A 24,443-nucleotide genomic window follows, 5' to 3' on the forward strand; every position below is an offset into this window, starting at 1 on the left:
ATGGTCCCGTAGCTCAGCTGGATAGAGCATCTCCCTTCTAAGGAGAGGGTCTTAGGTTCGAATCCTAACGGGATCACATATTAATGAATGTAATAAAAAGGATGGTCCCGTAGCTCAGCTGGATAGAGCATCTCCCTTCTAAGGAGAGGGTCTTAGGTTCGAATCCTAACGGGATCACTTAGTACTATATCTTTTATAGCAAAAGTCCGTAAATCATATGATTTACGGACTTTTTTGTTTTTATAGTTTAGTCTAGTTCAACGTGAATTGATTTCGTAGGATCACTTAAACTATCTTTATTTCTCTTTTAATATCTGTAGGATAGAGTACGTGAAAGTTTATTAATATACCAACACTTATTGGTGTCCTTTAGCAAGTTTGTTTTTTGCTTTTTGTTTTTTCGAGATTTTCTTTTCTCCAGCATCCTTTTTTAACTTCTTAGTTGGTATTTTTACCAAAGCTTTAAAAAAGTCCGGTATTTCAGTTTCAAAAGTCATTTTCTTTTTGCTAAATGGGTGTTTTATTGTAAGAGAGCAGGAGTGTAGTGCTAACCTTTTAGCTCCTTTATCATATTCTCCATACATATTATCCCCTAATACAGGTCTATCATTTTCAGATAGATGAACTAGTATTTGGTGTTTAAAATCAGTATGTAATTCTAACTCAAGTAAGCTATATCTTTTGTTTGCCTGTAATGTTTTATAGGTTGTCTTAGATGGCTTTCCACTATCCTTGTCCTCTACAGAATAAACTCGTATCCCTTTATTAACCTGTAAAAAGGAAGTGATTGATCCGTTCATCTCAGGCATTGTACCTGTAATTACGGCAAGATATTTTTTATTAAATGTGTTCCATTCTGTTTGTAAATACTTTTTGGCCTTCTCGCTTTTTGCAAATATTACAATACCCGAAGTTTCTTTATCAATGGGATTGACAATAAAAGCTTTACTCTTAGAGCGACTATTGCCTTTTTGAACGTAGTTGTTCAGTAATGAATGTGCTGTTTTTAGATTTCCTTTACCAGTTCCAACAGTTAAAAGGCCATTTATTTTATCTACAACAATAATATCTCTATCCTCATGCAGTATAGTTAAACCATATGGCTGGTGTTTAGGTTTTGCTTTGGTTTTCTTATCTATAGTTTTCTTTTCGCTCACAATAATTTGTTTCCGTTATTCAAATAAACCACGAAAGTAGTTATTTTTTATTGGTTTAGATTGGTGATTATAGATTAGGTGCAGGCATTATATCAAAGTAATAAATCCGGAAAAGCTAATATTCTTTTCAAGAATAAACAGGCATACCTGAAGAGAATATAAATGGAATTTAGATTAAAAAGAACTCCCAAAAACAATATAAAAGGCAAAATCTTCACCATTTCCCCATGCAAAATCAGTACCCATATGAACACCTAACATACGAGCGATTTCATACCTAAAGCCAGTTCCTATTGTATAGGCCCAATCAATTTCTTCAAAAGCATCAAATGATTGAAAAGCCTTACCAGCTCCTGTAAAGCCAACTAACGACCATCGTTTATATACATTATATCTCCATTCCGTTTCAGCCACCATAACATTATCGCTTTGATATCGCATGGCAGGTATTCCACGCATTTGTATAAAAGGATAGGCATAAAAGGGGGCATCACCAACTAAGTAACTACCAGTGAATTTCCATGTTGAATAGGTTTTATCACCAAAAGGAACAAAGCCTTTAATATCAGTATCGATAACTCCATAATCTTCATCGGCACCAAGCCATTTAGCTGAATAATTGTAAGCAAGTATGGCATCAATTCCTTTTGTAGGAGTAAATACATTATCTCTGCTATCGTACTCAATCATTGGTTTTAATGTACTAATAACTGACTTTTTTTCTAATCGTTTAATAATTTCATTCACCAATGGTTTTCCCGGGATGGTATCTATTCTCATTTGGTTATTGAAATATAAATAAGAAGCTCCTATGTAAAACTTACTGGTTGATAATCTATATTGTACGCTTTGATAAATAAGCCAAGCGTCCATATTTAAATTAATAGGATTCTTACTAAGAATAGGATTGTTGTTTCCGTAATAGTTAATCCAAACATCGGGTTTAAAAACTGCAGTAATTGTGCGAACTCTATTCTCGCCAAAGATATGGGAATGAAAAGCACCTGCACCCCAAGTTTTATTCTCGGTTCCAAACCCAGCTATACCCGATACATTAGGTGGAACATAAGTTTTGTATTCCTTTTTACGCGTATGAAAATAGAGTAATGCACCACCACCGCCATAGCCTACAGCAGGTTCTGTAATTATCATAGGAACGGGAAGGAGACCACGGTGCTCTAATAAAAAGGAGCTTAAATCGAATGAATTATCAACAGGATCTCGCATTGATATCTTTCCCTTTTTTTTTGAAGGAGATGTAATGCTATCATTCTGAGCTTGGATGCCTGAAGTTACTAATATAATTATCAGGAGTGAAAGTGTTTTTATGTTATTCATTTTGAGAGTTCTAAGAAGTGTATGAGTATGGTATTATCGTTTTAAAGCATCAATTATTCATAAATTAGCTCTACATCATCTATTATTAAGGTACTACCAATGGCTCCAGCAAAGTTAGCTCCATCGAAACTTGATGATGCTACAAAGGTTATGTGAGTAGGTAAAATATAGTCTACGGCATCCTCTGGTACATATTCACCGTCTGTAGGTTTCATGTAGTTTGGCGCATCGCTAGGAAGTTCTCCATAGGTAAACTCTATTAATTTTTCAGTTAACTCATTTTGTATTTCACCATTTCTAAACCATACGGTAGCCAAACGTCGGGTTTTATCTGTTCTTACCTCTAGTAAGGCATAGATATCTAACAGATCACCCTCAGGGAGTATATTGCCATTTTTATCTTTGTTTTCTGGGCCTGGAGTATATTTATATTTAAATTTTAAGCTTTTAGGGCGACTAGCAAACGGAGATCCAAAATCAATAGCGGCTTCTGGGTTAGAAGGGTCAATGGCATTTTTATCAAATTTACCTATAAATATAGAGCCTGCTGAAATGGGTGTTCCAAAAGCTCCGGCTAAACTACCATTATCAAGCGTTTCCATTTTAGCGGCATAATTTTCATCTTCAATTTCAAAGGGTGTAGTTGCAGTTAAACCTAATATTTGTGTGCCCGGATTACCCGTTCCCCAAATCGTTGTTTCAGCAGATTCGCCAGGTTCGTAATAACCTTCTGGAGTTTGATACCAGATATTAAAATCACCATTTGGCAGAGGAGGATTTTCTGAGGCGATAAACGGAATGATTTGCCAGTTATAAATAGTTCCATCCTCAGCTGTTATATTGATATCTACATTATTGGAAAGGTTAATAACATCACCAATATTAATATCTGATCTCGCAAATGAAGATAGTTTTAGCGTTTTTACTTCCAAAGCTGTAGTTTCAACCCCAGGTGGAATTTCGATAGTAGCAGTAAGGCTATCTGAATTTATTACAGCCTGACTAGCCTGATTGCTAATTTCTATCATTTTAATGTTACCATATTTCGATAATCCGAAATGATCTTCTTTAATGCAAGCTGATATAACAAGCATTAAAACTAGTGTAATTATATATAGCTTATTCATGTTAATGCAATTTTGGATTAAAAATAATAGGCCAAGCCTAGGTCGAGGGTTAATATGTCAATATTGAAGTTAACATTATGGCGAACATCTTTTGATTTTTCATGTCCATCAATTGTTGTGTCAGTAATTTCTACATTATAACCCAATACATTTAGTTGTATTTCAAATGCGAAATTTTCCATGGCAAAGAAGGTAATACCCGGACTAAGTCCGATACCAATGTTATGAGTTGTTGAAAATGTTGTTGTTATTTCGTCTACATTGGCAATGTCTCTATTATTAGTATTCTCAATACCGTAACCCAATCCAATAACTGTAAAAAAGCTCAGGCGTTCATTCTTTGTTAAAGGTACTGATGATCTTACATTAGGTTGTATGCTGTATCCGCGGGTAATTGAGTTGGTTTGCAATGTGTCAGGATCTCTGAATACAATGCCATTAAACTCATTTTCGTACATCTCAAAATTAAGACCAATCATACCATAGTTTCCAGTATAATAACCTCCTTTAAATTTTATGCTGTAATTCACATCATTTCCATCTATTATGTTTTGAAATAATCCCTTTGTATTTAAACTCTGCTGATCACTAAAATCAAATCCCATACCTACATACCAGCTGCCCTTTTTAAAAGGGGTAAAGTCGTTATTGTAGTAACTTGATAATAATTCGTATGGAGAGTAATCACTACTTTTTCTATCATTCTGACTATAAATAATGGAGCAATTAAATACCAGAAATAGGATGATGGAAATACTTATAGTTTTTCTGAGTTTCATTGTATTAGGATTTTTATAGAGTTGGGATTTTAATTAGTCTATATCTTTTTATTATGGATGTTTAGGTATACAAGTGTAATCTAACTATGGATTATGAACATAACAAAAAGTTCAATAACTTGTTCTTAAGTTAAACTATTCTTTCTTAATCTTCAATAGTAATTTTGAAGCAGGTATTATACCTTAAAAGGTTGATTTGCAATTAGGCTTAGTATTCTTTTACTCCTGCTGCAAAAGAATTAATTGGTATTAAACATTAGCACTAATTATAAGTTTTGTTTAAGTACTAATACAATTATAAAAATGAAAGCAATTGGATATAAGCAAGCAGGGGCTATTAACGCCCTGGATTCATTCATTTTATTGGATGTAGAAAAACCAAAATTAAAAGTGCATGATATTTTAGTTCAGGTAAAAGGGATTTCAGTTAATCCGGTTGATGTGAAAGTAAGGGCTTCAATGGGTCCAGAATCAGGTGCTAAGATAATTGGTTACGATGCATCAGGTATTGTAGCGGAAGTAGGCAGTGCTGTGACACAATATAAAATTGGTGATGAGGTATTTTATGCAGGCGATATTACCCGCCAGGGAACCAATGCAGAGTATCATGTGGTTGATGAGAGAATTGTAGGTCGCAAGCCCAAAAGTCTTAATTTTCCAGAGGCAGCAGGTTTACCCTTAACCTCAATAACAGCTTGGGAGATTTTATTTGATTCTTTAAAAATTTCAGAAGGTGGCGGAGCCGGCGAAAGTATTCTAATAGTTGGCGGAGCTGGTGGAGTAGGATCTATTTTAATTCAGCTTGCTAAAAAGTTAACTCAGCTTACCGTAATTGCATCTGCATCCAGACCAGATAGTATTGAATGGGTTAAGAAAATGGGTGCCGATTATGTGGTAAATCACCGTAATTCTTTATCCGAACAAGTAAAAGAATTGGGTCTCCAACCAAAATATGTAGCATCACTAAATGCAACCGATCAGCATTTCAATACTATAGTTGACCTCATAAAACCAAGAGGTCATATCGCCTTAATTGATGATCCTGCCAATCTAAATATTAATATCATTAAACCAAAGGCTTTAAGTTTTAGTTGGGAGTTTATGTTTGCGCGTTCAATGTTTAATACCGATGATATAAACGCTCAGTATCACTTGCTAAATCGTGTTTCAGAGTTGATTGATGATGGTACTTTGGTATCTACAGTTACTAATAATTTGGGCAATCTATCTGTCGAAAACCTTAAAGAAGCACACCGAATTCAAGAAACAGGAACCGTAATAGGTAAAAATGTTTTGGGTGGATTCGAGTGATTATCATATTGAGCGTTCCAAAATTATTTCAGGAACGCTCTTATTTTGCAGCAATATTTTAAAAAGAAGTGTAATCTAAAGTCAGCAATTGTACATGATTACAAATACCTATTCAAAGTATCTTTAAATACACTAATTGCTTGTGCTCCAATAACGGGTTCCTTATCAGCCACAATAATAGTTGGTACACTATTAACGCCCGATCGTCTCCATGCTTCTTCCTTCTCAATAATATCCTTAAGTTTATTCTTGTCATTTAAAATTGCCAGAGCTTTATCAGCATCTAATCCAACATCTTTAATTGCCTCAAGTAAAACTGCCCTATCCGAAATATCTTTTCTGTTGGTAAAAAAATCACTAACCAAGCGAAGGTTTAATTCAGTTTGTTTCCCATTTTCTTTTGCAAAATCAAGCAGCAAATGTGCCTCTCTGGTATTCAGCATTCTCATGCCCTTAAAATAGTCAAACTCAAAATCCAGTTCGGCACCCAAGTTTGTTAAATGTTGCAACGAACCTTCAATCTGTTCAGGAGTCGAACCATACTTCTCATTAAGATGAGCAACAATCTCCTGTCCCTCAGCAGGCATATTTGGGTTCAATTCAAACGGATGCCATTCAATCTCCACTCTATCTTCAATTTGTAACTCGGTAATCGCTCTTTGTAATCTTTTATACCCCACAATACACCAAGGACAAACTACGTCTGAAACAATATCTATTTTTATCTTTTCACTCATTTTCAAAGTTTATTAAAATTTTTATTAATTAGGGGCTTCCCTTGCAGGGCGGGCTATTCACTATATCTTTGTTTCGCCATAATGGGCTCACAAAGGATGCCGTTTCTATCCCTAAGCCGGTTGGGTTCAAGCCAAGTAAAAATAAGCCCCTTAATACAGCCTACTATACAACTCCAAATTAATAAAATGGTTTATTGCCAAATGCTATAAGCAATCAATGGCGAGAATAAGTTCCTCTTAAAATTAACATTGGCATGTTTAAGATTGGCTACAAATATTGTTTTTGAAGCTTATGAAAGCTAAGAAGGGTGTGATATTATTCCTTAATTAATAGAGTAATTTATTTATTCAATGCATTTATTATTTTACGACCTCTACTTTTAAAACCTACTGAGTTATTATCTATTTGCGACTCTATAACTTCAATTAACTCACCTTTTAAATCCGGGTATTCTTTGCAAACATTATAAAGTATTTGCATGCAATGAGCTTTAACTGCAACTGGTATATTTTCCGACATAAGCCAATTAAAGCAGGTATTAATAAAATCACCATTAATCATATTATTTACATCACTAAACGAAATAATTTTAGAGAAATGCCGTTTGTTACCATCAGAAACTTCATTGGGTAATCTTTCAATTATATCGGGTAAATAGTGTTGTAAGTCGTCTTTCTTTAGAAAATACAAATGCTCGAAAACCCAAGCAGCACGCCATTTTACTTTGATATTAGAGTGTTTGGTTAAAGTATATATTTGGTCTATTGCTTCGGTGTTATATTGTAATTCTTCAATTATTTTTAAAACCGCTTTTTTGCCTGAAATATGTAACAGTTCATCTATTAAATTATCCTCAGTCATCAGTATGCTAATTCTTTAAAAATTTCTCAATTGTTTTATCAAATCTACTTTCCATACAAACGCTTATGTCGGTAGTTATAAATTTACCATTATAAAATAGGCTGAAAATAGTTGCCGGAGTAGGAGCACTTTGTGCCTCTTCTAAAGTAGAAAGTTTAATAAGTTCAAGGTTTAAATTTCTGGTTGTTGCAACTTCTTTTAAAGAGTTCATCACATGATATTCAGAAAAAGGACAGCGGTTTGTGAAATAAACTGTTATCCCATTTTTATTAGGAGTTTCTCCTAGTTCTGTACATGCTTTAAACTTGGGTTTTGGTGCTGTTTTTCGAAGGGTTTTTGTCAAGAGACTAAATCCATAAGGCAATTTTTCAACTTCCTCAAAGCCTTGTTTTAATAGCCACTTGGTATCGTTCATAAAATGAAATTTCTTTGTGCCAACTATGGTGACTAGTCCATCTTTCTGAAGGGCCTTAGCTTCGTTTTCGGCTTTCTGGAGAAGTGCTTTTCCATAACCATTCTGTTTGTATTTGCCAGAAACCCACATGCATCCTATAAACGTATAATTAGGGGCATCAATTGGGACCCAAGCTTTTTCAGCATTGCAGTATTCAATAAAAACTTTGGCGCGTTCATTAAGTCTTAGAAATTTGTATCCATGCCTAAATTCATTAGTTAGCCATTGCTTTTTTAGCTCATAACTATCGGTACATTTTTTATCAGAAATAGCACAGCAGATATGCTCTGATTTAATGTTATCGGCATTTAACTCAATAATTTCTTTCATAGAGGAGCGTTTGTATTCTGTTAGGGTTTATTCATCAAATCTAAGTTATAAAGATCGGAAATAAATGAGAATATATACAAACAAAAAAACCACCTAATGGTGGTTTTTAAAAATTGTGTTTTGAATGTTTACTTTACTTCGTAAACGATTTCTTCGCCACGGTTAATGGCTTTTTCGTTAAGTGGAATTAAATGATGATGTCTTTCGGGTAAAGAGCTTTTTAATCCTTTAAGCACGTTTTCCATTTTTACAATAGGTTGCACTTTAAGGTAAGCACCTAAAACAATCATGTTAAATGTTTTGGCCGACTGCATTTTGGCAGCTTCAGCCGCAGCATCAATTCTGTATATTCTAATATCTTTACGTGTAGGATGGTTTTGAATTCCATTTCCATCGTACAAAAGAATACCACCTGGCTTTATTTCTTTTTCAAACTTATTTAAAGATTGCTGATTTAGAATAATGGCAGTATCGTACTCGTGTAATATTGGCGAGCTAATACGATCGTCAGATAAAATTACGGTTACATTAGCTGTACCACCACGCATCTCTGGACCGTATGATGGCATCCATGATACTTCCATATCTTGCATTACGCCTGAGTAAGCTAAAATTTTACCCATCGAAAGTACACCTTGACCACCAAAACCAGCTATAATTATTTCTTCCTTCATTTTAATTAATTTTCATCGGTCTGAGAAATGTATCATCAAACCTTAGATAAAAAATAGGGCAGAGGAGTTTATATCTCATCTACCACATTTAATTACTCATCTTTTAAATCTCCAAGAGGATAGAATGGGAACATATTTTCAACCATCCAATCATTCGATTTAGTTGGAGATTGTTTCCATCCCGAACTACAAGTTGCAACCACCTCAACTAATGAAGTACCTTTGCCAGCTTGTTGGTTCTTAAAAGCCTTAATTAATGCTTTTTTAGTTTTACGTACCGATGCTGCTGTGTGACACGATTGACGTGTTACAAATGAAGTACCAGGCAGTGTAGCTAATATTTCTGTTATTTTTAATGGGAAACCATCTTGTTGTGGTTCTCTACCAAACGGACAAGTAGAAGCTTTCATACCTTGTAAGGTGGTTGGAGCCATTTGTCCACCTGTCATACCATAAATACCATTGTTGATGAATACCATTACAATATTCTCACCGCGGTTACAAGCGTGGATAGTTTCGGCAGTACCAATGGCAGCTAAATCGCCATCGCCTTGGTACGAGAATACCATTTTCTCGGGCATTAAACGCTTAACAGCTGTGGCCAATGCTGGGGCACGACCGTGAGCCGCTTCTTGCCAATCAATTTCTAAATAGTCGTACGCAAAAACAGCACAACCAACAGGCGCAATACCAATGGTAGTATCTTGAATGCCTAACTCTTCAATAACTTCGGCAATAAGCTTATGAACAACCCCGTGTGTACAACCCGGACAGTAGTGCATTTCGTTATCAGTAAGAACTGCACTCTTTTTATATATAACGTTCTCGTCTTTAATTATATCCTTAATATCCATAGTAATTACCCTTGTATAAAGTTAGACTTCAATGCATCAACCACTTCGCCTGGTGATGGAATAATACCACCAATTCTTCCGTAATGCTCAACCGGGATAGCTCCGTTTACCGATAGTTTAACATCTTCTACCATTTGTCCGGCACTCATCTCAACACTTAACATGGCTTTAGCCGATTGAGCTAATTTTTGCAATTGTTTAGTTGGGAAAGGGAATAATGTGATTGGACGTAATAATCCGGCTTTGATACCTTGCTCACGCGCAATTTCCACTGCTTTTTGACAAATACGAGCACTAGATCCGTAAGCGACTAAAATATAATCGGCATCTTCGCACATGATTTCTTCGTAGCGTACTTCATCCTCCTCGCAAGCTTTGTATTTAGCCTGAAGTTTATGATTGTGCTCCTCCATATATTCAGAATCTAAAGATACCGAGGTGATTACATTGCGTTTTCTATTGCTAGTTCTTCCTGTAGTTGCCCAATCGCCATATTTGGCAACAATTTCTTCTTCAGTCATTCTTGGCTTAAATGGTTGAAGTTCTACCTTCTCCATCATCTGGCCAATAACACCATCACTAAGAATCATAGCTGGGTTACGGTATTTAAATGATAATTCAAAAGCTAAATCAACAAAGTCGGCCATTTCTTGCACAGATGCAGGAGCTAATGTAATTAGCTTATAATCGCCATGTCCACCACCTTTTACCGATTGAAAGTAATCGGATTGAGCAGGTTGAATAGTTCCTAAACCAGGACCTCCTCGTACAACATTAACAACAACACATGGTAATTCGGCTCCTGCCATATAACTTAATCCTTCTTGCATCAAACTCACGCCGGGGCTTGATGAAGAAGTCATCACTTTTTTACCACAGCCTGCACCACCATAAACCATGTTTATAGATGCTGTTTCGCTTTCGGCTTGTAATACAACCATGCCTGTATCTAACCACGGTTGTTCTTCCATTAAGGTTTCCATTATTTCACTTTGAGGTGTGATCGGATATCCAAAATATCCATCAACACCGCAACGTATTGCTGCGTGGGCAATGGCTTCATTACCCTTCATTAGCTTTAATTCCTTCATCTGAAAGTAATTTCTTATTTAAAGTGTGAATTACTGAAAATTCACTACTTGTTTAAACAATAATTTGAGATTGATTAGGTAATTTAATTTATGCTTTTGCTCTGTAAACAGTTATGCAACTATCTGGGCATACTACAGCACAGTTTGTGCATCCTATGCAAGCATCAGGGTTACCTGGTGTAGAATAATGATATCCTTTACCGTTAACTTCTTTTGCCATAACAATTACATTGGTCGGACAAGCAACCATACACAATTCGCAACCTTTACATTTTACTGTATCAACCACTATTGCTCCTTTAGCTTTTGCCATATCTTAGTTTGTATTATATTTTGTGCAAATTTATGCAATTCTATAAGTCTTATTTATGATAGCGATCATAGCACAACCATAGCTTGTGCTATCTGGCTATTATCAAATATCTTACCATCCTTATTTAAAAAGATACTAAACAACGAAATACTATTCCGTTTTAACAATACTACTTTCTGATTATTTTGCTAGTGCAGTAACGATTGAATTGTTCTAGTCTATCCGATAGAACATTTAATCTACTCAATTGGGTTTGAGAAACACATGCCCTGAGTCCTTGTTTACAGCTCCCGGTATTACCTAATGTAATTGCGCTTACACCAAAGTGTAATAATTCCTTAAGTAATGCTCCGCCTGTAAATCCAGGGTATGCTATTGTAAAATAAAATCCATCTGCAATTTTTTCCTCAACATCGTAATCATAAACAATGGTAAATCCATTGTCTATAAATATTTGTTTCATTAAAATTGCTCTTTTGCTATACTCTTTTACCTCTTCTAAAAAGTTGTATGTTCCATTACAAGCTGCTTTATAAATAGCTGCAATGGCATACTGTGCCGAATGACTGGCGCCCGAAGATAATGAATATAATATTCTTCCAATAATTACACGGCCAAAATTTCCTATTCCAAAGCTTAATTTTAATGATTCAAAATAACGATTGTATAATGTATTAGAGATGCAAAGTGTCCCAATCCGCTGTCCTGCATAACTAAAAACCTTAGAGCTGGAGATCAGTAGAAGGTAATTATTGGTGTATTTAGCAACGGTAGCTTGATAAGGTTCTTGGTAGGGTGTAGAGATATCAATTCTGTTATCCATCCCAAAATATGCCAAGTCTTCAATAACTATTACATCGTATTTGGTAGCCAGCTTTCCTATGATTTCAAGTTCGTCATCGTGCAAACACATCCAAGTTGGATTGTTAGGATTAGAATATATAATTGAGTTTATATTTCCTTTGCTAAGAATGTTTTTAAGTTTGGCCTCAAGTTTAGGACCTCTGTACTCATAAATATCAAATGAGCAATGTTTGAAGCCTTGTACATTCAACTGTTGTTTCTGCACAGGGAATCCTGGATCGATAAATAGGAAGGTGTCTTTTTTAGGGTTAATGTGGCCTATAGCCATAAAGCATGCATAGGCTCCTTGCATTGTGCCAACGGTTGGAATGCAACCTTGCGGGTCAAGGTCAATATTCATAAATGCTTTTACAAACCGAGATGCTTGATATTTATATTCCTCAATACCCTCTAGCATGGGGTATTTTGATGCAACTCCTTTTTTTAGTGCATCAATTTCAGCTTTGATGCCAACCCGAGAAGGAGGAAGTCCAGGAACTCCCATTTCCATTCTAATAAAGCGTTGCTTGGTTTTATTTTCAATATAATTTACTAATGTTACAATTTCCCTTATGGTGGCTTTCTCCATATCCTGAATGGGAAACTTTTGCAATGCTTCATTGATAATATTATTTGAAATAGGAGTTTGCATAATGCAATTGATTTAGTTTAAATCTTTAACCACACTTCGTCTAGTATTTATTTCATTAATGAGTTGTGTAAATTATTACTATTCAGTTGTTTTTTAGTACATAATATTTATATTGTTGGGTATACAATTAGCCTACTAACATTTAAAAAGTATGTTCTTGACTTAGTTTTTTTAACCAATTTCTAACTCTAGCTAATGTTTTTTCAGCTTCGTTGTCTTCATCTATCGGTAAGCCTGCAAAAAATAATCCTTCCAAAGCCTCGGAATCATTAAATTGATATTCTTCGGCTTCGCACTTACCAACTACTTCAACATTGTAGGGTTTTAGTTTTTCATTTAGCCACCCTATTGCATCTACAAAATGATCGGGGTAATTGATGTGATCTCCCAAGCCATAAATGGCAACCTTCTTACCTTCCCAGTTTATCTTAGATAATTGGGTGAAGAATTGATCCCAATCGTTATCATCGTGATCCGAGTCCCAATTGGTTCTTCCTAAAGTTGATATTCCAAAGATAATATGTTCGAACTTTTCAATTTCAGCAGGGCTTGCTTCTTTTATGGGCATTAATTCACTATTACCTTCACCTAATTCTGTAGCAATAATTTTTGCTACTTTACTCACACTACCTTTTTCAGGGCCATAAAAAATACCAGTTTTCTGCATAATTGGTGTATTAAAAAGTTATAAAGCAATCCTTGCTTAAATATCTTGTTTATCCTGAAATTAAACAATAACAAAACTCATAAGGAAGTCGCTCCTTGCTATTTTCTTTGTGATTTTGATTAGAGAATATATAATCAAATTTTTGCAGTGTGTACCTTTATCTTTTTTGTGGTCGATTTTAGGAGTATGAATAGATTGCAATTAAAATAGCGTGTTAATAGATTGGTTGAATTTTCAAATAGTGAATGTGTGTAATGTAATAATAGTGTTGTATTTTATATATAAAGATATTGCAACAGTTTACTCCATCTAAAAAAATAAGTTTGCATTGCATTTTCGCACTTATAATTTGTTACATTTGTTCAGAATTATGAAAGCTGAAAAAGACATATCTGCATTAAAATTATTGAGTATCACTATACTGATGACAGTATCGTGTGTATCTCCGTCTGCTGATATTTCTCAAAAACAGTTAAGTAGTCTAGGTTTTGATTTGGAGTTGGCTTTAAATAATAAAGCTGATGTAGCAAAAAAATCTAATAAGAGTATTGCGAATCGTCAATCTAGAATTCAGAATCTGATTAAGTCTGGCAGAGAAAATGAGGTAGTTAAAAAGCTCCCATTTAATCATTCACCTGTTGCTATTCAGCTTAGTGCTCAATTGTTTGAATTGCCTTTGCTCAATTCAATAACATTAAGACATCAAAACTATTTAAAAGAACCACATATTTTATTAGGATGTCCCTCTCGGGCTGGTCCTGTCCTTTCTTAGGTTCTTCTCATTTTGCTCGATCGCTTATGCGTGGAGTGAAATTCTTATCAATTTATCTTATAATAACATTCAGAGTAAATTTTACTCTAAACCGTTTATATTAAAAGCATGGCAGTATTTGGAAATTTACTTACCAAAATGTTTGGTAGTAAGTATGATAGAGATTTAAAAGAGTTAAATCCTATTGTTGATTTAGTAAAAAAAGTAAGTCCTGAATTAGAGAAACTTACTCACGACGAATTGCGTCAAAGAACTCAGGATCTTAAAAATAAAATAAGAGACTCGTATAAAACAGAGTCTGATAGAATTACAGAGCTCAAAGCTAAAACTGAAGATATTTCAGTAGATATCTCGGAACGAGAGAAAATTTATGATGAAATAGATGCGCTTGAAAAAACAATTGATGAAAAGCTTGAAACAGCTTTAACGGATGCTTTACCTGAAGCATTTGCAATTCTTAAAGATACGGCTCGTAGGTTTACAAATAACGAAAACATTGAGGTTACAGCTTCAGATTTCGATAGAGACCTTGCACCAAGCAACGATTTTGTTGAGATTGAGGATGATAAAGCTATTTGGTTCAACTCGTGGGATGCTGGTGGTACTGAGGTAACTTGGGAAATGATTCACTATGATGTACAGTTGTTTGGTGGTGTAGCACTTCATCAAGGTAAAATTGCTGAGATGGCAACGGGTGAAGGTAAAACTTTAGTGGCTACCTTGCCAGTATTCTTAAATGCCCTTTCAGGCAGAGGAGTGCATGTTGTAACAGTAAATGATTACTTAGCAAAACGTGATAGTGAATGGATGGGACCAATTTATCAGTTCCACGGTTTGTCAGTTGATTGTATTGATAAGCACCGTCCTAATTCTCCTGAGCGTCGTAAGGCATACCGTAGTGATATTACTTTTGGAACCAACAATGAATTTGGTTTTGATTACCTAAGAGATAATATGGCTACTTCACCAGATGATTTAGTACAGCCAAAACATAATTATGCAATTGTGGATGAGGTTGACTCCGTATTAATTGATGATGCTCGTACACCATTAATTATTTCAGGTCCTGTACCTAAAGGCGATGATCAATTATTTGAAGATTTAAAGCCGAAAATTGAAAAGTTAGTTGAAGTACAACGACAGTTGGTGTCAGGTATTTTAGTTGAGGCTAAAAAGAAAATGAAATCATCAGATTCTAAAGTTGCAGAAGAAGGTGCTTTATTGTTATTAAGAGTATACAAAGGTTTACCGCGTACTAAGCCATTGATTAAGTTCTTAAGTGAGCCAGGGATGAAGTCGGCCATGATTAAGTCAGAGAACTTTTATATGCAAGAGAATAATAAAAATATGCACATTGTTACTGATGAGTTATTTTTTGTTATTGATGAAAAACACAACTCAATTGAGTTAACAGAAAAGGGTATTGATCTGATTACAGGATCTACAGAAGATCCAAACTTCTTTATATTACCAGATATTGGTTCTGAGATTGCAGAGCTTGAAAAGTCTTCAATTGATGAGGAGGCTAAAGTGGCTAAGAAGGATGAGATGCTTCAGAATTATTCGGTAAAATCGGAGCGTGTACATACCATTAACCAATTATTGAAGGCATATACTTTATTCGAAAAGGATACGGAGTATGTGGTGATGGACAACAAGGTTAAGATTGTTGATGAGCAAACTGGCCGAATTATGGAGGGCCGTCGTTATTCTGATGGTTTACATCAAGCTATTGAGGCTAAGGAGCGTGTTAAAGTAGAGGCGGCAACCCAAACATATGCTACAGTTACTTTACAGAACTACTTTAGAATGTATAAAAAGCTTTCGGGTATGACGGGTACTGCCCAAACGGAAGCTGGTGAGTTATGGGATATCTATAAATTAGACGTGGTTGTTATACCTACCAATAGGCCAATTACTAGGGCTGATATGGAGGATAAGGTTTATAAAACCAATCGCGAAAAATACAATGCAGTAAGTGAAGAAATTGTACAGCTTGTAAAAAAAGGACGTCCAGTACTTGTGGGTACAACTTCTGTAGAGATTTCAGAATTGTTAAGCCGAATGCTTAAAATACAAGGTATTCAGCATAATATATTAAATGCGAAGTTACACCAACGTGAGGCCGATATTGTTGCCGAAGCTGGTGCTGGCGGTGTGGTTACTATTGCTACCAATATGGCTGGTCGTGGTACTGATATTAAATTATCCGACGAAGTTAAAGCAGCTGGAGGTTTAGCAATTGTAGGTACAGAGCGTCATGAGTCTCGTCGTGTCGATCGCCAGTTACGTGGTCGTGCAGGTCGTCAAGGAGATGTGGGTAGCTCGCAATTCTTTGTTTCGCTTGAGGATAATTTAATGCGTTTGTTTGGTTCAGAGCGTATTGTAAAATATATGGATAAATTAGGCGTTGAAGATGGTGAAGTAATTCAGCATTCAATGATTACTAAGTCTATTGAGCGTGCACAAAAGAAAGTTGAAGAGAATAACTTTGGTATTCGTAAGCGTTTGCTTGAGTATGATGATGTAATGAACTCGCAACGTGAGGTGATTTACAAAAAGCGTCGTCATGCCTTGCATGGTGAGCGTATCCAACTTGATTTATCGAATATGATTTACGATACTTGTGAGAGTTTGGTAAATGAGCATCAAGAGAATGGTGATTACGCTAATTTTGAGATGGATTTAATTCGTGTATTCTCAATGAAATCACCGTTTGCTGAAGCAGACTTCCTAAAAGGAAATCCAGCAGAAATGGTAGAGCAATTAAATACTGAGGTTTGGGGAACTTACCAACGTAAAATTGAAGCCATTGCAACTCAGGCTTATCCTGTAATTAAGGATGTGTATGAAACAAAAGCTCAGCAATACAAAAACATTGTTGTACCGTTTACGGATGGTCAAAAAATAATGCAGATTACTACCAATCTTGAAAAAGCCTACAATACTGAGGGTAAAGATTTGGTAAAATCATTCGAAAAAGCCATTATTTTAATGACAATTGATAATGCTTGGAAGGAACACTTGCGTGAGTTAGATGACTTGAAAACTTCGGTTCAGAATGCATCTTACGAGCAAAAAGATCCATTGTTGATTTATAAGTTTGAATCTTTCGGTCTCTTTAAAAAGATGATGGAACAAGTTAATAAGGATGTTGTAGCTACTTTAGTAAAAGCAAATATTCCAGTGCGTGATCCACAAGAAATTCAAGAGGAACAAGTTCGTAAGCGTCAGGATATGAGCCAGCTTAAAACAACCAAAGATGAATACCCTAGAGCAGGAGAAGAGCGCGAGCGTCAAAAGCCAAAATCAGAGCCTATTAGAGCCGAGAAAAAGGTGGGTCGTAATGAGCCTTGTCCGTGTGGAAGTGGTAAAAAATACAAACAATGTCACGGTAAGGGCATAGCGTAGTTCTTACCTGAAAATATAAAAGTGATTTTTAATTAGCCTGTAGGCAATGTAAATGATTGCCTCAGGCTAAAAAAGTATAATTATGTTGCTAAACTTTATTACTTGGACTGTAGACCCTGAAATTTTTTCTTTCGGTCCAATATCTGTTAGGTACTACGGATTGTTTTTTGCTATCTCGTTCATGTTAGGGTATAATTTGCTTGAGCGTATGTTTAAGTCAGAAAAAATTCCTTTACCATGGTTAGAAAAACTATTTATGTACGTGGTAATTGCTACCATAGTAGGCGCTCGTTTAGGACATGTGTTTTTTTACGATTGGGCTTATTACTCCCAAAATATTGGGGAAATTCTTATGGTTTGGCACGGTGGTTTAGCTAGTCATGGTGGAGCAATTGGTATCATATTAGCCATAATTATCTATTCTAAGAAGGTTACTAAGAAGTCGCCATTGTGGACGCTCGATCGCTTAATTGTGCCCATAGCATTGGCTTCATTTTTTATTAGAATGGGTAACCTAATGAATTCCGAAATTTATGGACATGTAACAGAATTGCCATGGGGGATTATTTTTGCCAATAATGGCGAAGATATGCCTAAGCATCCTACTCAGATTTATGAAGCATTGGCGTATTTAACTTTATTTGGTCTCACATTATGGATGTATTGGAAAACCAGAGCTAAAGAAAGAACAGGTCTTATTTTTGGAACTTTCTTAATAGGATGCTTTGCCGCTCGATTCTTCATAGAGTTTGTTAAGGAAGATCAAAAAGCTTTTGAAGCTGATATGATGCTTAATATGGGACAGTGGTTGAGTATACCATTTGTTTTAGCGGGTATCTATTTAGTAGCAAAGGCACCAAAATTAATTGACAAAAAATAAAATTAAGTAAATGTTCATGTGTAATAATTTTTGCACCTGTTTCATTTTAAAAATATTCATAAGCCTGTTGAACTTTCAACGGGCTTTGTTGTAAATCATAAAGTAGTTCATCGAATAATTTGATACATATGTCGCAGACAATTTTTTATATCATCCTTACCCTAATAATAGTTGAATTCTTTTGGGATAGATTCTTACTCTATCTAAATACCACAAAATGGAATTCTAAAGTTCCGAGCGAATTATCAAGTATTTATAATGATGAAGAATACGCAAAACAACAAAGTTACTCAAAAGTAAATTATAAGTTTGGTTGGGTTACCGGGGTTTACTCTTTATTGTTGATCGTTTTAATGATTATTTTTGATGGTTTTGCTTTTGTAGATAATTGGGCTTTAAGCATCTCAGATAGTCCTATTTTACGCGCGCTTATTTTCTTCGGAGTAATAGGTTTTGCATCTACATTATTAAATATTCCATTCTCTTTATACAGTACTTTTGTAATTGAAGAAAAGTTTGGCTTCAATAAAACGGATGCGAAAACCTTTGTGCTGGATATGCTTAAGTCTCTTCTGATTGGGGCAATCCTTGGCGGTGGTATATTGGCTTTAATTATTTGGTTCTATACCGCTACGGGCATTTATTTTTGGTTGTATGCATGGGCATTAGTTACGGTATTCATGCTTTTTATAACTACGTTCTATACTTCATTATTGCTACCGCTTTTTAATAAGCAAACTCCTTTAGAAGATGGTGAATTAAAAACAGCCATTCAGTTATTTAGTGATAAAGTAGGCTTTAAACTAGATAATATTTTTATTATGGATGGATCAAAACGTAGTACAAAAGCCAATGCTTTTTTTAGTGGTTTGGGTTCGAAAAAGCGAATTGTATTATATGATACTTTAGTTAACGATTTGTCTGTTGAAGAAGTAGTTGGTGTTTTGGCTCACGAAATAGGCCATTATAAAAAGAAACATACTTTGTGGGGGATGATAATTGGCATTTTGCAAACTGGCGTAATGTTATTTATATTCTCATTATTTGTTGGGTCGGTAGATTTGTCAGCTGCCCTAGGGGTAAACGAACCTGTATTTCATATTGCATTAATTGCCTTCGGAATTTTGTACAGTCCTATATCTGGAATAAGCGGCATGTTTTCATCTATATTTAGCCGTAAAAACGAATACGAAGCAGATGCTTTCGCTGCGAAATACCATAATGCCAAATCACTTATTAGTGCGTTAAAAATAATCTCAGTTAAGGCGTTGAGTAACCTAACACCACATCCATTGTATGTGTTCTTTCATTATTCGCATCCGCCTTTATTGCAGCGAATTGAAGCTCTGAGAAAGTTTGAAAAATAATTCGGAATAATACTGAATGTGTATTTATAATAAAATAGATAAAGTCTATTGATTGCTTCCTGAAAATATTGGTAAATATGAAAATAGAAATTGTAACTATCGGAGATGAATTGTTAATTGGTCAGGTTATCGATACCAACTCAGCTTGGATAGGACAGCATTTAAATGAAGCTGGCTTCGAAGTTTCACGAATTAATTCAATAAGTGATTCCGAAGAAGAAATATTAAATGTGCTTGCAGAAAGTAGCAACCGGTGTGATGTGGTATTAATAACAGGAGGTCTGGGGCCAACTAAAGATGATATTACTAAAACTACTTTATGTAAATATTTTGATACTAAATTAGTGCATAATGCGGATGTTTTTCATGATGTAAAACGTTTCTTAAAAGGCCGAGTTGCTAGTTTAAACGACTTTAATAAGCAACAAGCTTTAGTGCCCGAAAACTGTGAGGTTATTAGAAATGCAGTTGGTACCGCTCCAATAATGTGGTTTGATTATAAAAACACTATTTATGTATCGATGCCCGGTGTTCCATCAGAGATGAAGCATGTAATGAATAATTCAATTATTCCTCGTTTAAAAACTAAGTTTGGAGGAGCTGCAATTGTGCATAAAACCATTTTAGTTCATAGTATTCCTGAGGCTGTTTTAGCAGAAATGTTAGAAGATTGGGAGTGTGCTTTGCCTAGTTCTATAAGTTTGGCTTATTTACCTGCTCCCGGTCGTATTCGTTTGCGACTAAGTGCAAGGGGAGAGGATGAAGGTGTTTTACAAAATAGTATACAAGAGCAAATTGATAAATTAATCCCAATAATTGGAGATTCTATTTTGGCTTTCTCTGATGAATCAGTAGCCTCAATTCTAGCAAAATTATTTACTGATAAAAAGTTGTCTTTGGCTACGGCTGAAAGTTGTACTGGGGGTAATATTGCCCATCAAATTACATCAATTCCCGGAAGTTCAGCTTTCTTTGTCGGTAGTGTTGTAGCTTATAGTAATGCTGTAAAACAAAATGTATTAGGAGTTAATTTCCTTGATATAAATAATTATGGCGCTGTTAGTGAACCTGTTGTTGAGCAAATGGCACAAGGAGTCCGTTTAAGCTTAGGAGCCGATTATGCTGTAGCAACTTCAGGTATTGCTGGGCCTGATGGAGGTAGTGATGAAAAACCTGTTGGAACGGTTTGGATTGCTGTATGTGACTCGAATAAAACAATAAGTAGATGCTTTAATTTTGGCACAATACGTGAAAGGAATATTGAAAGAGCGAGTGATATGGCTCTAGTAATGTTAAAAGAGTTGGTGGGTTAAGTTTTATGTTAAATTTTGTATTAATAGAATTATCACCAAAGCAAACCGTTTTTTCTATATAATTTTATGAAAATAATAAGCTGTTTGTTTGCTATTTATAATTAAAAACGCTTATTTTGCGCTCTGTTTGAAAATGTATCCGAAAAAACGGTTGAAAAAATGTCAAGAGTTTGTCAAATAACTGGAAAAAGGTTCTTAACTGGGAACAATGTTTCTCACTCTAAGAGAAGAACCAAAAGAAGATTTGATGTGAATCTATTTAAGAAGCGTTTCTTCTTAATGGAAGAGGAGCGTTGGGTTGACCTTCGTGTGTCAGCATCAGGTCTTAGAATGATTAACAAAGTTGGTTTATTAGCTGCTTTGAAATCCGCTAAGGAAAAAGGTTTTATAACTAAATTTTAAGGAGGACTAGAGAGATGGCTAAAAAATCAAAAGGAAATGCAGTTCAAGTAATTCTTGAATGCACAGAGCACAAAGAGAGTGGTATGGCTGGAACAAGCCGTTACATAACTGTTAAGAACAGAAAAAACACTCCCGATAGAATGGAACTTAAAAAGTATAACCCTATTTTGAAGCGTTATACTGTACATAGAGAAATCAAGTAAATCTTGTATTATGGCTAAGAAATCAGTAGCAACGTTACAATCAGGTGGTGGTAAAGGTCACACAAAAGTGATCAAAATGGTAAAATCACCAAAAAGTGGAGCATATTCTTTTAAAGAAGAAATAGTTACCAACGAAGAAGTAAAAGGTTATTTCAAAAAATAATTTGATATAACATTAGATATTATCAAAAAGGCTTCCTTTATTTAAAAGGAAGCTTTTTTGTTATGTGCTAACATAATATTTTTGTCTATCTTTAAACCTCAAATTATTGAAATAGGTAGCTGTGTAAAACAATTTAGTATTAATGTTTTGCACTTTTATTTGTCATCTAATAATTCCTTTAAGAATTAATATTAGAGGTAGAGATTAATTATTAAATAGAATATGGGTTTATTCGGAAGGTTTACAAAAGAAAAAAAAGAGAGCTTAGATAAGGGTTTAGCAAAAACCAAAGAAAGCGTCTTTAAAAAATTAACACGTGCTGTTGCCGGTAAGTCAAAGGTTGATGATAGTGTTCTCGATGAACTTGAAGAGGTTTTAATCACCTCTGATGTTGGTGTGGATACTACTATTAAAATTATTGAACGTATTGAGAAGCGCGTTGCAGAAGATAAGTTCTTAAGTACCTCTGAGCTAAATTCACTATTAAAAGAAGAAATTGCCAAGTTGCTTTCAGAGAATGAAGCGCAATCTGTTGGCGATTTTCAATTACCTGAGAGTAAAGATCCATATGTAATTATGGTTGTAGGTGTTAATGGTGTTGGTAAAACAACAACCATTGGTAAACTCTCTCATAAGTTTAAAGCAGCAGGTAAGTCTGTAGTTTTAGGTGCTGCCGATACTTTTAGAGCAGCAGCTATTGAGCAATTACAAGTGTGGGCCGATAGGGTAGATGTACCATTAGTAAAGCAAACCATGGGTTCTGATCCTGCTTCGGTTGCTTTCGATACATTATCTTCAGCTAAATCGCAAAATGCCGATGTGGTAATTGTTGATACAGCCGGACGTTTACACAATAAGGTTAACTTAATGAATGAGTTAACTAAAGTAAAAAGTGTGATGAAAAAAGTGGTGCCTGATGCACCGCACGAAATTATTTTAGTATTAGATGGCTCAACCGGGCAAAACGCCTTTGAGCAAGCTAAAGAATTTACTAAAGCTACCGAAGTAAATGCTTTGGTAATAACCAAACTCGATGGAACCGCTAAAGGTGGTGTTGTAATCGGAGTTTCAGATCAGTTTCAAATTCCGGTGAAATACATTGGTATTGGCGAGGGAATTGATGATTTACAAGTTTTTGATAAAAATGAATTTGTAGATTCGCTTTTTAATTAGCACTTCTACAAAAACAATATACTTGGCTACCTGTTTATTGGGTAGCCATTTTTTATGGAATAATATTTGAAGTTAGACATCGCGAAAAGCAATTGTCTTTTACTTATAAAAACGATATGAAGAAGATTGATGTAGTCACCTTAGGGTGTTCTAAGAACTTGGTGGATTCTGAAGCATTAATTCGCCAGTTTAAAGCCGGTGGATTTACAGTAGCTCACGATGCTGATAAGCCCGAAGGAGATATTGCCATTATTAATACCTGCGGTTTTATTGGCGATGCCAAAGAAGAATCTATCGAAACAATATTAGATTTTGCCGAAGCTAAAAAGCGCGGAAATCTTAAAAAGTTAATTGTTATGGGATGCTTATCTGAGCGTTACTCAGCACAATTAAAAGAAGAATTACCCGAGGTGGATGCCATATATGGTAAGTTCGATTGGAAACAAATAGTGGAAGACTTAGGGCAAACCTACCGTGCTGATTTAATTAACGAGCGTAGTTTAACAACGCCGGGGCATTATGCATACTTCAAAATATCAGAAGGCTGTAATCGTTCATGTTCGTATTGCGCCATCCCATTAATTACGGGTAAACATCAGTCAAAACCAATGGAGCAGTTGGTCGATGAAGCCGAGAAACTTTCTGCTCAAGGCGTAAAAGAATTGCAAGTAATTGCACAAGATTTATCTTTTTACGGACTCGATATGTACAAGCAGCCTCGTTTGGCAGAGCTCACCAATCAAATTGCCGATGTAGAAGGTATTGGGTGGGTTCGATTGCATTATGCTTATCCTGCGGGCTTCCCTTACAACCTGTTAAAGGTGATGAATGCGCATCCAAATGTTTGTAATTATCTCGATTTAGCACTGCAACATATCTCCGACCCAATGCTTAAGGCCATGCGTCGACATGTTACTAAAGAAGAGACTTATAAACTTATTGAGCGCATCAGAAAAGAAGTTCCGGGTATTCATATTCGTACCACAATGATTACGGGTCATCCTGGCGAAACGGAGCAAGATTTCCAAGAGATGCTAGATTTTGTAAAAGAAATGCGTTTTGAGCGTTTAGGCGTTTTCCCTTATTCACACGAGGAAGATACACACGCTTACCGTAACTACGAAGATGATGTACCGCAAGAAGTAAAGCAAGAGCGTGCTGATGCTATTATGCAGGTGCAAGAGCAAATTAGTTGGGAAATAAATCAAGAGAAAATTGGTAAAACAATGCAAGTAATTGTCGATCGCGAAGAGGAAGATTATTTCATTGGTCGTACTGAGTTTGATTCTCCTGAGGTCGATCCTGAGGTGCTTATCGAAAAAGACGCAGCTATTAAAGTAGGTACTTTCATCCAAGCCGAAATTACCGGAGCAGAGTCCTTCGATTTATTCGCAAAGCTAAGTAAGTAGCAAACACAAAATAAATATTTGCCTTCAAACCTTTCTCATCGTAGTTTGGTTTGAGGGCATTTTTAGTATTAGGGCAGTTAAGCGGCTATCCGTTATAGCAAGCACTCTGCTTTACATTCTTTTATAGTCGGTGCGTGGGCTTCCTGCGGTCGCCTCCGCTC

The 24,443-nt window shown here is 35.4% G+C and carries 24 protein-coding genes and 2 tRNA genes; 13 read left to right on the forward strand and 13 right to left on the reverse strand.

Features of this window, described 5'->3' with window-relative positions:
- The first annotated feature begins 2 nt into the window (after window positions 1-2).
- Both QMO11_RS10680 and QMO11_RS10685 read left to right on the forward strand, forming a co-directional pair.
- A tRNA-Arg gene (locus QMO11_RS10680) sits at window positions 3-76 on the forward strand.
- 27 nt (window positions 77-103) lie between these two features.
- A tRNA-Arg gene (locus tag QMO11_RS10685) sits at window positions 104-177 on the forward strand.
- Between the two features lie 179 nt (window positions 178-356).
- Here the strand turns inward: QMO11_RS10685 and QMO11_RS10690 are convergent.
- The 4 genes from QMO11_RS10690 to QMO11_RS10705 form a co-directional block, all read right to left on the reverse strand.
- Window positions 357-1,157, reverse strand: a complete 801-nt coding sequence (locus tag QMO11_RS10690; protein WP_282037239.1) for an RluA family pseudouridine synthase — start codon at window positions 1,155-1,157, stop codon at window positions 357-359.
- A gap of 174 nt (window positions 1,158-1,331) precedes the next feature.
- Window positions 1,332-2,495: a BamA/TamA family outer membrane protein gene (locus QMO11_RS10695; RefSeq protein WP_282037241.1), complete on the reverse strand. Its 1,164-nt coding sequence runs from the start codon at window positions 2,493-2,495 to the stop codon at window positions 1,332-1,334.
- 53 nt (window positions 2,496-2,548) lie between these two features.
- Window positions 2,549-3,622, reverse strand: coding sequence for a PCMD domain-containing protein (locus QMO11_RS10700; RefSeq protein ID WP_282037242.1), 1,074 nt, complete (start codon window positions 3,620-3,622; stop codon window positions 2,549-2,551).
- Window positions 3,623-3,639: 17 nt separating this feature from the next.
- Window positions 3,640-4,401 (reverse strand): hypothetical protein, encoded by a 762-nt coding sequence (locus tag QMO11_RS10705; RefSeq protein WP_282037244.1) that lies wholly within the window; start codon window positions 4,399-4,401, stop codon window positions 3,640-3,642.
- Window positions 4,402-4,704: 303 nt separating this feature from the next.
- On the opposite strand from QMO11_RS10705, the gene QMO11_RS10710 reads away from it, so the two are divergent.
- The gene (locus QMO11_RS10710; RefSeq protein WP_282037246.1) at window positions 4,705-5,712 is read left to right on the forward strand and encodes a zinc-binding alcohol dehydrogenase family protein; all 1,008 of its coding nucleotides are present in this window, start codon (window positions 4,705-4,707) and stop codon (window positions 5,710-5,712) included.
- A 98-nt stretch (window positions 5,713-5,810) separates the two neighbouring features.
- On the opposite strand, the gene QMO11_RS10715 is transcribed toward QMO11_RS10710, so the two are convergent.
- The 9 genes from QMO11_RS10715 to QMO11_RS10755 form a co-directional block, all read right to left on the reverse strand.
- Window positions 5,811-6,449 carry a DsbA family oxidoreductase gene (locus QMO11_RS10715; protein WP_282037247.1) on the reverse strand — a complete coding sequence of 213 codons (639 nt, stop codon included), beginning with the start codon at window positions 6,447-6,449 and terminating at the stop codon, window positions 5,811-5,813.
- Window positions 6,450-6,789: 340 nt separating this feature from the next.
- Window positions 6,790-7,311: a hypothetical protein gene (locus QMO11_RS10720; protein ID WP_282037249.1), complete on the reverse strand. Its 522-nt coding sequence runs from the start codon at window positions 7,309-7,311 to the stop codon at window positions 6,790-6,792.
- Window positions 7,312-7,318: 7 nt separating this feature from the next.
- Window positions 7,319-8,095, reverse strand: coding sequence for an N-acetyltransferase (locus QMO11_RS10725; protein ID WP_282037251.1), 777 nt, complete (start codon window positions 8,093-8,095; stop codon window positions 7,319-7,321).
- Window positions 8,096-8,223: 128 nt separating this feature from the next.
- On the reverse strand, window positions 8,224-8,769 hold the full coding sequence (locus QMO11_RS10730) for a 2-oxoacid:ferredoxin oxidoreductase subunit gamma family protein (RefSeq protein WP_075603579.1): 546 nt from the start codon (window positions 8,767-8,769) through the stop codon (window positions 8,224-8,226).
- A gap of 92 nt (window positions 8,770-8,861) precedes the next feature.
- Window positions 8,862-9,623 (reverse strand): thiamine pyrophosphate-dependent enzyme, encoded by a 762-nt coding sequence (locus QMO11_RS10735; protein WP_075603580.1) that lies wholly within the window; start codon window positions 9,621-9,623, stop codon window positions 8,862-8,864.
- A gap of 5 nt (window positions 9,624-9,628) precedes the next feature.
- A complete protein-coding gene (locus QMO11_RS10740; protein ID WP_075603581.1) occupies window positions 9,629-10,714 on the reverse strand; it encodes a 3-methyl-2-oxobutanoate dehydrogenase subunit VorB in 1,086 nt (361 codons plus the stop codon).
- A gap of 88 nt (window positions 10,715-10,802) precedes the next feature.
- Window positions 10,803-11,027, reverse strand: a complete 225-nt coding sequence (locus QMO11_RS10745; protein WP_075603582.1) for a 4Fe-4S dicluster domain-containing protein — start codon at window positions 11,025-11,027, stop codon at window positions 10,803-10,805.
- Between the two features lie 169 nt (window positions 11,028-11,196).
- Window positions 11,197-12,522 (reverse strand): pyridoxal phosphate-dependent aminotransferase, encoded by a 1,326-nt coding sequence (locus QMO11_RS10750; protein WP_282037258.1) that lies wholly within the window; start codon window positions 12,520-12,522, stop codon window positions 11,197-11,199.
- A gap of 142 nt (window positions 12,523-12,664) precedes the next feature.
- Window positions 12,665-13,189: a flavodoxin domain-containing protein gene (locus QMO11_RS10755; RefSeq protein ID WP_282037259.1), complete on the reverse strand. Its 525-nt coding sequence runs from the start codon at window positions 13,187-13,189 to the stop codon at window positions 12,665-12,667.
- Window positions 13,190-13,559: 370 nt separating this feature from the next.
- On the opposite strand from QMO11_RS10755, the gene QMO11_RS10760 reads away from it, so the two are divergent.
- The 10 genes from QMO11_RS10760 (at window position 13,560) to rimO (ending at window position 24,282) form a co-directional block, all read left to right on the forward strand.
- Complete coding sequence (locus QMO11_RS10760) at window positions 13,560-13,961, forward strand: hypothetical protein (protein ID WP_282037260.1); 402 nt, start codon at window positions 13,560-13,562, stop codon at window positions 13,959-13,961.
- A 108-nt stretch (window positions 13,962-14,069) separates the two neighbouring features.
- Complete coding sequence (gene secA / locus QMO11_RS10765) at window positions 14,070-17,372, forward strand: preprotein translocase subunit SecA (RefSeq protein ID WP_282037262.1); 3,303 nt, start codon at window positions 14,070-14,072, stop codon at window positions 17,370-17,372.
- 82 nt (window positions 17,373-17,454) lie between these two features.
- The gene (gene lgt / locus QMO11_RS10770; RefSeq protein WP_282037263.1) at window positions 17,455-18,252 is read left to right on the forward strand and encodes a prolipoprotein diacylglyceryl transferase; all 798 of its coding nucleotides are present in this window, start codon (window positions 17,455-17,457) and stop codon (window positions 18,250-18,252) included.
- Window positions 18,253-18,380: 128 nt separating this feature from the next.
- Window positions 18,381-19,619, forward strand: coding sequence for a M48 family metallopeptidase (locus tag QMO11_RS10775; protein ID WP_282037264.1), 1,239 nt, complete (start codon window positions 18,381-18,383; stop codon window positions 19,617-19,619).
- Between the two features lie 77 nt (window positions 19,620-19,696).
- Window positions 19,697-20,932 (forward strand): CinA family nicotinamide mononucleotide deamidase-related protein, encoded by a 1,236-nt coding sequence (locus tag QMO11_RS10780; RefSeq protein ID WP_282037265.1) that lies wholly within the window; start codon window positions 19,697-19,699, stop codon window positions 20,930-20,932.
- Between the two features lie 159 nt (window positions 20,933-21,091).
- Window positions 21,092-21,334, forward strand: a complete 243-nt coding sequence (gene rpmB, locus QMO11_RS10785) for a 50S ribosomal protein L28 (protein ID WP_075603589.1) — start codon at window positions 21,092-21,094, stop codon at window positions 21,332-21,334.
- Between the two features lie 14 nt (window positions 21,335-21,348).
- A complete protein-coding gene (gene rpmG / locus QMO11_RS10790) occupies window positions 21,349-21,537 on the forward strand; it encodes a 50S ribosomal protein L33 (RefSeq protein WP_075603590.1) in 189 nt (62 codons plus the stop codon).
- Window positions 21,538-21,547: 10 nt separating this feature from the next.
- Entirely contained in the window at window positions 21,548-21,700 is a 153-nt protein-coding gene (locus tag QMO11_RS10795; RefSeq protein ID WP_075603591.1) for a DUF4295 domain-containing protein, read from the forward strand.
- Window positions 21,701-21,922: 222 nt separating this feature from the next.
- Entirely contained in the window at window positions 21,923-22,873 is a 951-nt protein-coding gene (ftsY, locus tag QMO11_RS10800; RefSeq protein ID WP_075603592.1) for a signal recognition particle-docking protein FtsY, read from the forward strand.
- Between the two features lie 116 nt (window positions 22,874-22,989).
- Entirely contained in the window at window positions 22,990-24,282 is a 1,293-nt protein-coding gene (gene rimO / locus QMO11_RS10805) for a 30S ribosomal protein S12 methylthiotransferase RimO (RefSeq protein ID WP_282037269.1), read from the forward strand.
- Window positions 24,283-24,443: the final 161 nt, after the last annotated feature.

Source organism: Saccharicrinis aurantiacus (genome assembly GCF_947489045.1).
Classification (GTDB): Bacteria; Bacteroidota; Bacteroidia; order Bacteroidales; family Marinilabiliaceae; genus Saccharicrinis; species Saccharicrinis aurantiacus.

Coding starts and splice junctions, on each gene's coding strand:
- QMO11_RS10780 (WP_282037265.1), top strand. CDS start 19,697: ATGAAAATAGAAATTGTAACTATCGGAGATGAATTGTTAATTGGTCAG.
- QMO11_RS10760 (WP_282037260.1), top strand. CDS start 13,560: ATGAAAGCTGAAAAAGACATATCTGCATTAAAATTATTGAGTATCACT.
- QMO11_RS10795 (WP_075603591.1), top strand. CDS start 21,548: ATGGCTAAGAAATCAGTAGCAACGTTACAATCAGGTGGTGGTAAAGGT.
- rpmB (WP_075603589.1), top strand. CDS start 21,092: ATGTCAAGAGTTTGTCAAATAACTGGAAAAAGGTTCTTAACTGGGAAC.
- QMO11_RS10755 (WP_282037259.1), bottom strand. CDS start 13,189: ATGCAGAAAACTGGTATTTTTTATGGCCCTGAAAAAGGTAGTGTGAGT.
- rpmG (WP_075603590.1), top strand. CDS start 21,349: ATGGCTAAAAAATCAAAAGGAAATGCAGTTCAAGTAATTCTTGAATGC.
- QMO11_RS10720 (WP_282037249.1), bottom strand. CDS start 7,311: ATGACTGAGGATAATTTAATAGATGAACTGTTACATATTTCAGGCAAA.
- secA (WP_282037262.1), top strand. CDS start 14,070: ATGGCAGTATTTGGAAATTTACTTACCAAAATGTTTGGTAGTAAGTAT.
- QMO11_RS10745 (WP_075603582.1), bottom strand. CDS start 11,027: ATGGCAAAAGCTAAAGGAGCAATAGTGGTTGATACAGTAAAATGTAAA.
- QMO11_RS10750 (WP_282037258.1), bottom strand. CDS start 12,522: ATGCAAACTCCTATTTCAAATAATATTATCAATGAAGCATTGCAAAAG.
- ftsY (WP_075603592.1), top strand. CDS start 21,923: ATGGGTTTATTCGGAAGGTTTACAAAAGAAAAAAAAGAGAGCTTAGAT.
- QMO11_RS10730 (WP_075603579.1), bottom strand. CDS start 8,769: ATGAAGGAAGAAATAATTATAGCTGGTTTTGGTGGTCAAGGTGTACTT.
- rimO (WP_282037269.1), top strand. CDS start 22,990: ATGAAGAAGATTGATGTAGTCACCTTAGGGTGTTCTAAGAACTTGGTG.
- QMO11_RS10705 (WP_282037244.1), bottom strand. CDS start 4,401: ATGAAACTCAGAAAAACTATAAGTATTTCCATCATCCTATTTCTGGTA.
- QMO11_RS10735 (WP_075603580.1), bottom strand. CDS start 9,623: ATGGATATTAAGGATATAATTAAAGACGAGAACGTTATATATAAAAAG.
- QMO11_RS10710 (WP_282037246.1), top strand. CDS start 4,705: ATGAAAGCAATTGGATATAAGCAAGCAGGGGCTATTAACGCCCTGGAT.
- lgt (WP_282037263.1), top strand. CDS start 17,455: ATGTTGCTAAACTTTATTACTTGGACTGTAGACCCTGAAATTTTTTCT.
- QMO11_RS10725 (WP_282037251.1), bottom strand. CDS start 8,095: ATGAAAGAAATTATTGAGTTAAATGCCGATAACATTAAATCAGAGCAT.
- QMO11_RS10695 (WP_282037241.1), bottom strand. CDS start 2,495: ATGAATAACATAAAAACACTTTCACTCCTGATAATTATATTAGTAACT.
- QMO11_RS10775 (WP_282037264.1), top strand. CDS start 18,381: ATGTCGCAGACAATTTTTTATATCATCCTTACCCTAATAATAGTTGAA.
- QMO11_RS10715 (WP_282037247.1), bottom strand. CDS start 6,449: ATGAGTGAAAAGATAAAAATAGATATTGTTTCAGACGTAGTTTGTCCT.
- QMO11_RS10700 (WP_282037242.1), bottom strand. CDS start 3,622: ATGAATAAGCTATATATAATTACACTAGTTTTAATGCTTGTTATATCA.
- QMO11_RS10740 (WP_075603581.1), bottom strand. CDS start 10,714: ATGAAGGAATTAAAGCTAATGAAGGGTAATGAAGCCATTGCCCACGCA.